Here is a 12,525-nt window from a genome sequence, read left to right on the forward strand (position 1 = left end):
GCGATTATCAGGACCGCTTCACCGAACCTCCACATAGTGCGGCGGAGGCGAAGCACCAGGGACAAGGACCCCGGAGCCCTATCCTTGTCCCCGGCAAGGTCACGGCTCGTCCCACCCGGGCTCCAGGCCACCGGCCACCACCCGGCCCCCGTAGCTCAGTGGATAGAGCAGGCGCCTTCTAAGCGCTTGGCCGCAGGTTCGAGTCCTGCCGGGGGCGCTTTTTGAGCGTGCGGTGTTTGCGCTCCGTGCGGTGTCTCGCTCTCCCGTGCGGCCTTTCGCCCTCCCTTCAGGAGGGCTTCTTGCTGTTGCCCGTCACGACGCCTTTCTGAAGACGAGCACCTCCGTGGTGCCGACGCCCAGCGGGGCCAGGAAGTCGGCCTCCAGGGTGCAGTCGAGGGTTGCGAAGAGGTCCACGCAGGTTCGGCGGGGCATGGCGGCCGGGTAGGGGCCGTGTCCCTCGTCGCCCCGTGTCGCCCAGGTGTGGACCGCGGCCGGGTCCAGGCAGGTCTCCGTCATGACGTCGAAGACGATCCGGCCGCCCGGTCGGGTGACGCGCGCCATCTCGGAGAAGTAGCGCGCCGAGCAGAGGAACGTCACGCTGCTGAAGACCTTGTGGGCCTGGACCAGGTCGATGCTGCCGTCGGGTGTCGATGCGAGGGTGCAGCCCGCGGTCGGGCGGGCGATCACGCCGAACGTCTCCACGAGGTGGTCGGCCCACGGCGCCGCCGTCTCGTAGATCTCGTAGCGGGCCGGCGAGCACTCCTTCAGCGTCCTCTCCAGGTACCGTCCGGAACCCGGGCCGATCTCAAGCACCGTGGCCGGGTCGGCGGCGAAGACGCCCAGTGCGCGGAGCTCGTCGATCGTGGACCGCGTGGCGCCGGGCGTTCCGTTCATGACCTCGTCGAGGTAGTCGCCGACCGACATGCCCGCCGCCCGCGCGGCCCGCATCGTCGGCTCGAACGGCAAGAAGTCCTCCACACCACCCCTGTTGTTGGTGCTCCGCACGATGTCGAATCCAGCACGTCCCAGGAGCCGTTTGACCCCGGACTTCGCCCACGACGTGCCCCTCCCTACTGCGCTCATCAGGCTTTCCCCCCAGGTCGTCTGACAGATCCGCAGACAGATCGTCAGATCTCGGACTTGGACACCCAGTTGTGACGGGGGCGTCCGGCGGACGGTTCCGGGAGTGTCTCGCCATTCGGCCGGAGCAGGGGGCCGACCCTCAGTCGTGCGGGGCCTGGCCCGTCACCCTGTGGTCCGCGTGGCTGAGCGCCTCCATGACCAGGCGGCGCAAGTGGCCGTCGGTGAGGCGGTAGTAGACGTGGCGGCCCTCTCTGCGGGTTTCCACCAGGCCCGCGAGACGGAGCTTCGCCAGGTGCTGGCTCACGGCCGTGCGGGAGGCCGCGCACTGCTCGGTGAGGGAGCCGACGTCCGCCTCGTCCAGCGCGAGCAGCCACAGGACATGGAGCCGGGTGGAGTCCGAGAGCAGCGCGAACACCCGTGTCGCCTCTGCGAGCCGGGCGCTGTCGGGATCCCGTAGGTGCGCATGGGATGCAGCTGGGACGGGATTGCGTTCGGGCATGCGCCCAGCCTAGAGCCGGGGCGGCCCATCGGGTCTCGTCAAAATGTGCGCAGATGCGCACATGAGAACTACACTGGTCGGCAGAAGCCGCTGCCCGAGACTCCGTCCGCCAGGGAGACCGCCGCATGCTGTCCGTCCTGCGCAACCGCGCCTACCGACGCCTGTTCACCGCCCAGGTCATCGCCCTGACCGGCACCGGCCTCGCCACGGTCGCGCTCAGCCTGCTCGCGTACGACATCGCGGGCGACGACGCCGGTCAGGTGCTCGGCACCGCGCTCGCGATCAAGATGGCCGCCTATGTGCTCATCGCCCCCGCGATCGGCGCCGTCGCGGACCGGCTGCCGCGCCGGACCCTGATGGTGGGCGCCGATCTGATCCGGGCGGCGGTCGCCCTGTGCCTGCCCTTCGTCGGCGAGGTCTGGCAGGTCTACGTCCTGATCTTCCTGCTGCAGGCCGCATCGGCGGCGTTCACGCCCACCTTCCAGGCCGTCATCCCCGACGTACTGCCCGAGGAGCGCGACTACACGCGGGCGCTGTCGTTGTCCCGGCTCGCCTACGACCTGGAGAGCCTGTTCAGTCCGGCGCTCGCGGGACTGCTGCTCACCGTCATGACGTACAACTGGCTCTTCACCGGCACCATGCTGGGCTTCCTCGGCTCCGGGGCCCTGGTGCTCGCCGCCGCCCTGCCCAAACCGGCCCCCGCCCCGGACCGCACCGGTGGCGTCTACGCCAGGTCCACGGCCGGCAGCCGCCTCTTCTTCCGGCTGCCGCAGCTGCGCTCCCTGCTGGCGCTGAACCTGGCGGTGGCCGCCGCGAGCGCCATGGTGACCGTGAACTCCGTGGTGTACGCGCGAGGAGTGTTCAGCCTGTCGGTCGGGGCGCTGTCCCTCGCGCTCGGCGTCTACGGCGCCGGGTCGATGGCGGTCGCCCTGCTGCTGCCCCGCCTCCTCGACCGGGTCACCGACCGGGCCGTGATGCTGGGCGGCGCTCTGCTGCTGGTGGCGGCCTTCGGCGGGCTCGGCCTCATCACCCTCGCGCCGGGCGGCGGTTGGCGCTGGCCCGCGCTGCTCGGGGCCTGGGCGGCGTTCGGCGCCGGGGGCTCGCTGGTGCTCACGCCGACCGGGCGGCTGATCCGGCGGGCGGCGCCGCCCGAGGAGCGTACGGCGGCCTTCGCGGCGCAGTTCTCCCTCTCGCACGCGTGCTGGCTGCTGACGTACCCGCTGGCCGGCTGGGTGGGCGCGACGGCGGGACTCGGCTGGGCCGTGGCCGTCCTCGGCGGCATCACCCTGGGCTCGGCGGCGTTCGCGTCGCGACTGTGGCCAGCACGGACCCGGAGCACAGCCACAGTCACGGCTACAGCCGCAGTCACAGTCACAGCTACAGCTACAGCTACAGCTACAGCCACAGTCACAGCTACAGCCGCAGTCACAGCCGCAGCGGCAGCCGCAGCGGCTCCGGTGGTCGAGCACGAGCACAGCGACCTCGCGTCCGACCACCCGCACCTCCTCAACGCCGACGGCTGGCGGCACAGCCATCGGCTCGTGACGGACGAGCTGCACGCCAGCCTCTGAAGCTCGCGACGGCTAGCGGCGGCTCGCGACGGCTCACGACAGCACGCAACAGCGGGCGACAGCGAGCAGAGACGTGAGGTAGATCACGCCGATTGGGTCCCTCTCGCGTGCAACCCGATCGGCGGGACGGGGGTCATGTATGCGCCCCCTGCTTCAGTCTTCAAGAAAGGCATCCATGAGGCCCCACCGTGCCCTGGCGACTGCCGCTGTCGCCTTCGCCATCGGTTCCGCGTCCCTGCTCGCCGGCCCTTCCGCGTACGCGAGCGACGCCAGCCCCTCGCCGACGTACACCCGTCCCGCGTTCTGCTCCGGCATTCCCGAGGAGGACCGCGGCAAGACGGAGCTGCGTGATCTGCCGGGGAAGATCGTCGCGGGGTCGGGGTGGCACGAGTACACCTACCGCGTCAGCAACGTCTCCACGGTCAAGGTGATGGAGGCCGACCTCAGCTTCTATCTCGGCACCGCCGACCCGGCCATCGGTGACGTGGCCGAACTCGGCGTCACCGTCGAGTGGTTCGACCCGCAGACCGGCGCGTGGAAGCCCGTCGAGGGCGGGGGCGCAGGCTGGAACGACAACCAGGACTTCGCCACCGTGGGCAGCATCGCTCCCGGCGAGTACGTCGACTCCAAGCTCCGCATCAAGATCGCCGCGGACGCCAAGGCCGGCTCCGGGTACTTCTTCACCACGGCCCACTCGTACGGCGAGGACGGCCAGTGCGGTTTCGACAAGATCAGCCAGTTCGACTTCACGGTCCTGGCCGCGGGCAGTGAGCCCGGCAAGGTCGAGGACGCCGAGGGCAAGCCGGGCAGCAAGGACGACCAGGCCGTCGTCGACCGGAACCACGCCCAGGGCGGCACGGGCCGCCAGGAGGTCAAGCACGCCAGCATCTCCGCGTCGGCCCACGACGACCTCGCCGAGACCGGCGCCTCCGGCAGCGCGCCGCTCGTCGCCGCCGCCGGTGGCGCCACCGTCGTCGCGGGCGCGGGCGTCCTGTTCGCCGTACGCCGCCGCAAGGCCTCGACAGGGGTCTGATACGGCCGTCTGATACTGCCGGCCGACTCACGCGGCGAAGTCCCACCAGCGCCCGCACCGGCGTACCCGTGCGGGCGTTCGCCGCGTGAGCCCTCATCATGTACATGTAGGGGTTCAAGGAGATCGCAGGAGATCTCGGCGTGGCGGATCAGCGGATCAGGGGCCCAGGGGGCAACAGCGGTGATGGCGGTACGGAAGAGAACCCGCGGGGCGGCAAGTGCCGCTGTCGTCGCGGCAGTCGGCTCGATGGCCCTGCTTCTCGTCGGATGCCTGCCGGCGGACGACACTCAGGGCGCGGACAAAACACCCGACGCGCCCAACGCGTCCAAGGATGCCGGTGATGGCGGTGACGCCAAGGGCTCGGCCTCGCCGTCGGAGTCACCCTCGGCCTCCCCCGCCACCGAAAAGCCCCTGACCACCGCCCAGTTGAAGGCCCTCTTCCTGCACGCCGACGACGTACCGGAGGTCGACAGCGCGCCCACCCAGGGGCCCGTCCCCAAGAACGATCCGCCGTCCGTCATGGCGGGCCGCGGCTGCCAAGGGGTGTACGACGCGCTGGTCATGCACGACTCGGACACCAACATGATCCAGGACTTCTGGTGGCAGACCGACCGCTGGGGCGGCCGTACCTGGCTCGGCTCGTACGCCGGGGACGGGGCCGCCGAGCAGTTCCGGGGGCTGGCCGACGGGCTCAAGACGTGTAAGTCCCTGACCGGGCAGACCCCGGAGAAGAAACTCGACTCGCGGATCACCGTGCGCAAGGCGCCCCGGCTCGGCGACGAGGCCGTCGCCTTCGACCTGAGCATGGACGACGCGAAGGGCAACCCGGTGATCGACCGCCACATCGTCGTACGCGTGGGCGGCCTCACCGCCGACTTCAGCGACCGCGGCGCCCAGCTCGACCCCCGCTTCCCGCTGGAGACGGTGATCGACAAGCAGCTCGACCGGATCAAGCGGGCACCGCGCTCCTGACCCGCCCGGAGAGCGCCGCGCCGGCCGCCGCCAGGGTCCAGACGCCCGGCGCGAACGCCGCGAGCCGTTCGAGGCCGCCGAGGCCCAGCCACGCCCCCGGATCCCACTGGGCGAAGAACAGCCAGGCGCCGACGATTCCGGTCGCCGCGACGGCGAGGGAGACGGGGCGGAGAGTGCCCAGCGGCGTGCCGCGCGGGGCGCATGCGGTGAGTGCGAGGCCGATGTTGCCGAGGCCCATGATGACGAACGCGGCCAGGACGTGCAGGTCCTCGTCCACGTCCGCGGGGGCGAGGCCCACCACCACCCACGCCCCCGCGTTCAGCACGAACAGCAGCTGGGCGGCGCGCGACACGCGTCCCGCGCCCCAGAGGCCGCCCGCCGCCGTCAGGACGATTCCCGCCAGGAGGAGTACGCCGTACAGCGCGAAGGACACGTTCATCGCGTCGTGCATCGGCGAACAGACATAGCGGGGCCGGGATTCGTCCCACACCCCGCAGTGGACGTTGCCGAGGTCGCTGATGTTGTTGGCCGTCCAGCTGTAGGGGGTGTCCCAGGCGGCGCCCACGATCAGTTGCACCGCCAGGAACTGCACGGCGTTCGCGACCCAGACGATCGCTCCGGTTCTTGCCCATACTGCCCGCTCTGCTTTCATGCGGGGCACCTTGGCAGGCCCGGCGGGCCACGCACATCGCTGTCCTGAGCTGGCTCTTTCGGGGGAGGTGCGGCTACGGGGGCACCGGTAGCGTTCGGCGGATGGTGAGCAGATACGTGCGATACATGGCGTACGCCGTCCTCGGCGCCGTCCTGGGTGCGGTGCCGTTGGCCGTGGCGCTCCTCGTCGCGTCGCCGAAGTTCCCGGCGGTCGTACGCGTCGTGGGGTTCTGCCTCTCGGCGGTCCTCGTGGTGGGTGCCATGGGGGCGGCCGGCGGGGCGCGGCGGTGGCATGTGCGGCTGGCCGGACGGCAGTTGGGGGTCGGGCTGCCCGCGCCGACGGAGCCGCGGATCGCGCCGGTCGACCGGGTGCGCACGGCCGCCTATCTCGGCGCGCACATGGCCGTCGGCGGCACGGTCACCGTCGCCGTGGGACTGCTGGCCTTCGCGGCGGCGGTCTTCCCCGCCGTCTGGCTGGGCGGGGGCGGGGAGATGGACTGGCTCGGGGCGCAACTGCGGGTGCGCGGCGGGTGGTCGGGCGCGTGGGCCGCGGTCGTCGCCGTCGTGTGCCTCGCCGTGGCGGTGTGCGCCGTGCTCGGCGGGGCCGCCCTGCTGCGGGTCGCCGCCCGCGGACTGCTCGGGCCGCGCGCCGCGGAGCGCCTTGCCGCCGCCGAGCAGGAGATGCGCGTACTCGCCCGACGGAACGCCCTGGCCCAGGAGTTGCACGACTCCATCGGCCACACGCTCACCGCGTCCACCATCCAGGCCGCCGTCGCCGGGGAGCTGATGGACAGCGACCCGGCCGCCGCGCGGCGTGCGCTCACCCGCACCGGCCTCCGCACCCTCCTCTCCGCCCAGTCCGACCTGGACGTGGTCGCGGAGGCCGCCGACGGGGCCGAAGTGCTCCCGCTGGTCGTCGCGTCGCAGCCCGACGTCGTGCTCATGGACGTACGCATGCCCGAGATGAACGGCATCGAGGCGACGCGGCGGCTGCGGGCCGCCGGGCTGCCGAAGCCGCCGAAGGTCGTCGTCATCACCACCTTCGAGAACGACGAGTACGTGTACGACGCACTGCGCGCCGGTGCCAGCGGGTTCATCCGGAAGCGCGCTCCCGTCGCGCAGATCGCACACGCCGTCCGTCTGGTCGCCACCGGAGACTCCGTGCTCTTCCCGGACAGCATCCGGGAGTTGGCCGCCGAACGGCCCCGCCGCCCCGAGCCTCGGACCGGCACAAGGACCGGCACAAGGACCGGTTCACGGACCGACTCGCGGACCGACACCCTCACCCCGCGCGAGATCGAGATCGTCCGGCTGATGGCCCTCGGCCTCTCCAACCGGGAGACCGCGGCGCGGCTGAAGGTCAGCCTGGAGACCGTCAAGACGCACGTCGGCAACGTCCTGACGAAGCTGGACGCCAACAACCGCACCCAGGCGGTGCTCCTCGCCTACGAAGCAGGCCTGGTGAACCCCAGGGAGAGCCCGTCAGCCCGGTGGTAGCCGCAGCTCTCCGTACGCCCCCTTCGGCACCGCAGGTGTCCTTGGCGAAACAGCCGGCACGCGCGCGTACCCCGCGTTCTGGTCCGGACGCCCGTCCGCGTCCCCCTTGTTGGGCCAGTACGCCATCCCCCGCTCGGCCTGTGCCGTGATGGTGAGCGAGGGGTTCACTCCCAGGTTCGCGGAGACCGCGGCGCCGTCGACCACCGAGATCCCCGGATGGCCGTACAGCCGATGGTAGGGATCGATCACGCCCGACTCCGCCGAGTCGCCGATCGGGCAGCCGCCCAGGAAGTGCGCGGTCAGGGGCTTGTTGAGCAGCTCGCCCAGGTTCGTGCCCGCGAAGCCGTTGATCCGCTCGGCGACCAGGCCCGCCGCCTCCCAGCCCTCGGGGATGTGCACCGGGTTGGGCGCCCCGTGCCCTTGTTCGGCGGTCAGCAGTCGGCGGCGCCCGAGCCGTGTGGTGAGGGAGTTGTCGTGGGTCTGCATGACCAGGCCGATGATGGTCCGCTCCGACCAGCGGTGGGTCGACGCCACGCGCGCGACGAGGACCGGATGGCTGAGGAAGGCGAGCGCTGCGGCCAGCGGTTTGGGGAGGTTGCGGCGGTACTGCGGGACGCAGATCAGCGCCATCAGGTTGGAGCCCTTGCCGTAACGGACGTTCTCGATGTGGGTGGTGGGGTTCGGGTGGATGGAGGAGGTGATGGCGACGCCACGGGTGAAGTCCAGGGGGCGGCTCGCGCCGCGCTTCTTTCGGTAGCGGCGCGGGAAGGTGACCGCGCCCACCAGGGCCTCGGAGTTGGTGCGGGTGAGCCCGCCGAGCCGGGCCGAGAGGCGGGGCAGCAGACCCTCGTCCTTCATGCGGTGCAGCAGGGTCTGTGTGCCGTAGGTCCCGGCGGCGAGGACGACGTGGCGGGCGCGCAGCGTGGTGCGGGGGCCTCTGCGGCGGCGGTCGGTGGGAACGGTGACGACCTCGTGGCCGCCGGCTGCCTCGCGCACGGAGACGACGGTGGTCATCGCGCGGATCTCGGCGCCGGCCCGCTCGGCGAGATACAGATAGTTCTCCACGAGGGTGTTCTTGGCGCCGACCTTGCAGCCGGTCATGCACGAGCCGCACTCGGTGCAGGGGGTACGGGCGGGGCCGGCGCCCCCGAAGTACGGATCGGGAACTTCCGCCCCTGGTCCGTCCGTTGAACGACTGGTGCCGGTGGCGCCACCGGCACCGCCATTGCCGTTGCCACCTCCATCACGCCCGCCCGCGTCCGCCCCGTCGCCGAAGAACACGCCCACGGGCGTCAGCCGGAAGGTGTCCGCCACGCCCATCCGGTCCGCCGCCGCCCGCAGATGTTCGTCGGCCTCGGTGATGGTCGGGTTCTGGCGTACGCCGAGCATGCGCCGGGCCTGGTCGTAGTACGGGGCGAGTTCCGAGCGCCAGTCCGTGATGCCCGCCCACTGCTTGTCCTCGAAGAAGGCGGGCGGCGGCACGTAGAGGGTGTTCGCGTAGTTCAGCGAGCCGCCTCCCACACCCGCGCCCGCGAGCACCATGACGTTACGGAGGAGATGGATGCGCTGAATTCCGTAGAGCCCGAGCCGGGGCGCCCAGAGGTAGTTGCGCAGGTCCCAGGAGTCCTTGGGCAGCGTCTCGCGGGTGAACCGCCGCCCGGCTTCGAGCACGCCGACCCGGTAGCCCTTCTCGGTCAGCCGGAGCGCGGCGACGGATCCGCCGAAGCCGGAGCCGACGACCAGCACATCGAAGTCGTACGCGTCCTGGGAGGCCCCAGCCGCGCCTCGGGAGGAATCGCTCGCCTCACTCACCGTAAAGCGCCTCGATCTCCTCCGCGTACGCCGCCGCCACCGCGTGCCGCTTGATCTTCAGCGAGGGGGTGAGCAGCCCGTTGTCCTCGGTGAACTCGCCCTCGACGAGGGTGAATCTGCGGATGGACTCGGCGCGTGAGACCGCCTGGTTGGTGTAGTCGACGGCCTTCTGGATCTCGGCGATCATCTTCGGGTCCCGGCACAGCTCGGCGAGCGGGGTGTCCTTGGGGCGCTTGCGCACGGCGAGCCAGTGCTCGACGGCCTCCGGGTCGAGGGTGATGACCGCTGCGACGTACGACCGGTTGTCGCCGACGACGATGCACTGGCCGACCGGCGCCCGGCTGCGCAGCCGGTCCTCCAGGATCGCCGGGGAGACGTTCTTGCCGCCGGAGGTGACGATGAGGTCCTTCTTGCGCCCGGTGATGGTGAGGTAGCCGTCGTCGTCGAGGGCCCCGATGTCGCCGGTGGCGAACCACTCGTCCTGGAGCACGGCGTCGGTGGCGGCCGGGTTGTTCCAGTACGAGCCGAAGACGATGCCGCCCTTGATGAGCACCTCCCCGTCGTCCGCGATGCGTATCGCGGTGCCCGGCACCGGCAGACCCACCGTGCCGGGGCGGGGCTTCAGCGGCGGGGTGATGGTCGCGGCGGCCGTGGTCTCCGTCAGTCCGTACCCCTCGTAGATGATGATCCCGGCGGCGTAGAAGAAGAGGTTGAGCCGGCGGTCCAGCGGGGAACCGCCGCTGATCGCGTAGCGGAGCCGGCCGCCGACCTCCTTGCGGATGCGCCGGTAGACGAGAAGCTCGTACAGCGCCCAGCCGAGGTAGAGCCCGAGCGAGGGTCCGGGCCCGCGCTTGTCGAGGAACTTGTTCAGATACGCCTCTCCGAAGCGGACCGCGATCCCCTCGGCGCGGTCGAAGGAGGCCCCGCGCCCGATCTTCTCGGCGGTCGCCCGCCCGGTGTCGTGGATCTTCTCGAAGAGGTACGGCACGCCGACGACGAACGTGGGCCGGAACGAGCGGAGTTCGGGGCGGAGTTCGTCGGGCTTGATGCTCGGGCAGTGGCCGAGTTCGATGCGCGCCAGCATGCAGGCGATCTGGATGGTGCGGCCCAGGATGTGGGCGAGCGGCAGGAAGAGGAGGGTGGAGGCGATCTGTCCGGTGATCGCCTTGAAGACGGGGTGCAGCAGGTCGACCGTGTTCGCGGCCTCCGCGTGCAGATTGCCGTGGGTGAGGACGCAGCCCTTGGGCTTGCCCGTGGTCCCCGAGGTGTAGCAGACGGTGGCGATGGAGTCCGGGGTGAGTGCCGACCGCCGCTTGGTGACCTCCTCGTCGGACAACTCCCGGCCCAGGTCGACCAGTTCGAGTACGGCGCCGTCGTCGAGGCAGAGCACGCGGGGCGGCTCGTCGAGGTCGGCGACCGCCGCATCGGCCGTCGCCACGTTCTCGGCCGTCTCCGCGATCAGGAACCGGACGCCCGAGTCCCGCACGATCCACTCGATCTGCTCGGCCGCCGACGTCGCGTACACGGGCACGCTCTGCCCGCCCGCCGCCCAGATCGCGAAGTCCAGTACGGCCCACTCGTACCGGGTACGGGACATCAGCGCGACCCGCCCGCCCGGTTCGAGCCCGGCAGCGATCAGCCCCTTGGCCACTGCGGTCACTTCGCGCGCGAAGGCGGCAGCGGTGACCGGCCGCCACTGGCCGCCCTGTTTGCGGCGCAGCACCACGGCGTCGGGTGCTTCTGTGGCGTTGGTGAAGGGGATGTCGGCGGTGCTGCCCGCGGTGGCCTTCGCCGCGAGCGGGGCGACGCGCGCCTCGCGCACGGTCCCGTGCTCGTCCCGGACGAGGTCGACGGTGGTGCGCTCCGCCAGCTCACTGTGGCGTTGTGCCCTTTTCAGATCCTTGCGTACGCCCATGACGGCTCCCGGCTCCCGGCTACCAGCTGACGTGCGGAGATCGTGCAGAGGTGGTGCGGTGCGTACTTACTGGGAGGTCAACTTACTTGAGCGTAGGGAAAGTTCAATGGTGCGGACACGGTCACTTCCCTGGCACGGACACCGTCACTTCCCTGGCGCGGACACGCTCAAAGTGCGGGCGCGGACACGCTCAAGGTGCGGGCGCGGTCGAAGTCATTCCCGCGGCGGCATCCACACCTCCCCCTCCAGTACGCGCCCCATCCCCACCCACACCATGTTCATCAGCCGCAGCGTGACGCCCTCCGGCGACTGGCCGGGGTGGCTGCCCATCCAGTCGGTCAGCGAGTCCGCCGCGCCGACCAGCGCATGGGCCACGAAATCCGCGTCCTCGGCGGAGAGCCGGCCACCGGGCGAGCCGCCGCCGCTCTCCGTGATGCCGTCCCAGACAAGACCCGCGACCTGGGCCATCACCGCGCGCCGGGCGTCGGCGACGGCGGCCGCGATCGCCTCGCTCAGCTCCGAGGCCTGGCGGTGCAGCACGACCCAGCTGTCGCGGCGCTCGGCGACGAAGGCGAAGAACGCCGACAGGCCCGCGTACAGCCGCAGTTCGGGCGCCGCGCCGCCGCCCCGCGCGGCGCCCTGGAAGGCGGCGACCAGGCGGTCGGCCTCGCGGCGCAGACAGGCGAGGAAGAGGCCCTCCTTGGAGTCGAGGTAGAGGTAGACCATCGGCTTGGAGATCCCGGCGAGCTCGGCGATCTCATCCACGGACGCGGCGTGATAGCCACGCTTGGCGAAGACCGTCACCGCCACGTCCATGATCTGCTGCTCGCGCTCCTGGCGCGGAACCCGCCGCCTGCGCCCCTCGGGGCTCTGGTTCGCCGTCACCCTTGCCAGCCTTCCAGCTCGGTCACTCTTGTCGGCCCCTCCGCCTTGTCAGCCTCTCCGCCCGGGTTTACCTTACCCCGTAGTAAGTTTACTGGAGAGTAAGGAGATTGCCATGGCGGACGGCGGCATCGGCTCCATCGGCGGCGCGGACGGTCTGGCCGGCCTGGACTTCGCGAGCGTGACCCCCGAGGAGTTCGCGAGGATCGTGAAGGGCCTGTCCGGCAAGGAGATCACCGAGATCGCACAGGACGCCGAGCTGCGCGCCCGCGTCCTCTCGGAGGTCTTCGGGCGGATGGGGCGGCAGTTCAGGCCGGAGACGGCGGGCTCGCTCAAGGCGCTGATCCGCTGGAAGATCACCGGCGTCGACGAGGCGGTCTACGAGACGGACATCTCGGAGGGCACCTGCACCGTCCGCGAGGGCCGCACGGACGCCGAGCCGCGCGTCACGCTCGTGATGTCCGACGCCGAGTTCCTCAAGCTGGTCTCGGGCAACGCCAATCCCGTCACGATGTTCATGATGCGCAAGCTCAAGGTCGCGGGCGACGTGGCACTCGCGGCCGGCCTCACCCGCTACTTCGACATCCCGAAGGCGTGAGGTGACCCCGCG

At 71.0% G+C, this 12,525-nt stretch carries 11 protein-coding genes and 1 tRNA gene; 6 read left to right on the forward strand and 6 right to left on the reverse strand.

Annotated elements, in window-relative coordinates:
• Positions 1–144: 144 nt before the first annotated feature.
• Positions 145–217, forward strand: a tRNA-Arg gene (locus ACIBKX_RS05350).
• Between the two features lie 95 nt (positions 218–312).
• Here the strand turns inward: ACIBKX_RS05350 and ACIBKX_RS05355 are convergent.
• Together ACIBKX_RS05355 and ACIBKX_RS05360 are read right to left on the reverse strand one after the other, a co-directional pair.
• Positions 313–1,083, reverse strand: a complete 771-nt coding sequence (locus tag ACIBKX_RS05355) for a methyltransferase domain-containing protein (protein WP_363271799.1) — start codon at positions 1,081–1,083, stop codon at positions 313–315.
• 139 nt (positions 1,084–1,222) lie between these two features.
• Positions 1,223–1,582, reverse strand: a complete 360-nt coding sequence (locus ACIBKX_RS05360; RefSeq protein ID WP_363271800.1) for a metalloregulator ArsR/SmtB family transcription factor — start codon at positions 1,580–1,582, stop codon at positions 1,223–1,225.
• Between the two features lie 125 nt (positions 1,583–1,707).
• On the opposite strand from ACIBKX_RS05360, the gene ACIBKX_RS05365 reads away from it, so the two are divergent.
• The 3 genes from ACIBKX_RS05365 to ACIBKX_RS05375 all read left to right on the forward strand — a co-directional run bounded on the left by ACIBKX_RS05365 (position 1,708) and on the right by ACIBKX_RS05375 (position 5,158).
• Positions 1,708–3,153 (forward strand): MFS transporter, encoded by a 1,446-nt coding sequence (locus tag ACIBKX_RS05365; RefSeq protein WP_363271801.1) that lies wholly within the window; start codon positions 1,708–1,710, stop codon positions 3,151–3,153.
• 175 nt (positions 3,154–3,328) lie between these two features.
• A complete protein-coding gene (locus ACIBKX_RS05370) occupies positions 3,329–4,186 on the forward strand; it encodes an LAETG motif-containing sortase-dependent surface protein (protein WP_363271802.1) in 858 nt (285 codons plus the stop codon).
• A 246-nt stretch (positions 4,187–4,432) separates the two neighbouring features.
• A complete protein-coding gene (locus ACIBKX_RS05375; RefSeq protein WP_363271803.1) occupies positions 4,433–5,158 on the forward strand; it encodes a hypothetical protein in 726 nt (241 codons plus the stop codon).
• On the opposite strand, the gene ACIBKX_RS05380 is transcribed toward ACIBKX_RS05375, so the two are convergent.
• Positions 5,136–5,810 (reverse strand): DUF998 domain-containing protein, encoded by a 675-nt coding sequence (locus tag ACIBKX_RS05380; protein WP_363271804.1) that lies wholly within the window; start codon positions 5,808–5,810, stop codon positions 5,136–5,138. The two genes, ACIBKX_RS05375 and ACIBKX_RS05380, sit on opposite strands and share 23 nt — an antisense overlap.
• Before the next feature lie 680 nt (positions 5,811–6,490).
• Here ACIBKX_RS05380 and ACIBKX_RS05385 point away from each other — a divergent pair.
• Positions 6,491–7,306 (forward strand): response regulator, encoded by an 816-nt coding sequence (locus ACIBKX_RS05385; RefSeq protein WP_399375671.1) that lies wholly within the window; start codon positions 6,491–6,493, stop codon positions 7,304–7,306.
• On the opposite strand, the gene ACIBKX_RS05390 is transcribed toward ACIBKX_RS05385, so the two are convergent.
• From ACIBKX_RS05390 to ACIBKX_RS05400, 3 genes are all read right to left on the reverse strand, one after another.
• Complete coding sequence (locus tag ACIBKX_RS05390; RefSeq protein ID WP_363271805.1) at positions 7,292–9,118, reverse strand: GMC family oxidoreductase; 1,827 nt, start codon at positions 9,116–9,118, stop codon at positions 7,292–7,294. The two genes, ACIBKX_RS05385 and ACIBKX_RS05390, sit on opposite strands and share 15 nt — an antisense overlap.
• Complete coding sequence (locus tag ACIBKX_RS05395) at positions 9,111–11,033, reverse strand: AMP-dependent synthetase/ligase (RefSeq protein ID WP_363271806.1); 1,923 nt, start codon at positions 11,031–11,033, stop codon at positions 9,111–9,113. The genes ACIBKX_RS05390 and ACIBKX_RS05395 overlap by 8 nt, the downstream gene beginning before the upstream one ends.
• 213 nt (positions 11,034–11,246) lie before the next feature.
• Positions 11,247–11,849: a TetR/AcrR family transcriptional regulator gene (locus ACIBKX_RS05400; protein ID WP_363272044.1), complete on the reverse strand. Its 603-nt coding sequence runs from the start codon at positions 11,847–11,849 to the stop codon at positions 11,247–11,249.
• Between the two features lie 181 nt (positions 11,850–12,030).
• Here ACIBKX_RS05400 and ACIBKX_RS05405 point away from each other — a divergent pair, with 181 nt between their 5' ends.
• A complete protein-coding gene (locus ACIBKX_RS05405) occupies positions 12,031–12,513 on the forward strand; it encodes an SCP2 sterol-binding domain-containing protein (RefSeq protein WP_363271807.1) in 483 nt (160 codons plus the stop codon).
• Positions 12,514–12,525: the final 12 nt, after the last annotated feature.

The sequence above is a fragment of the Streptomyces sp. NPDC050658 genome (assembly GCF_044457025.1).
Classification (GTDB): Bacteria; Actinomycetota; Actinomycetes; order Streptomycetales; family Streptomycetaceae; genus Streptomyces.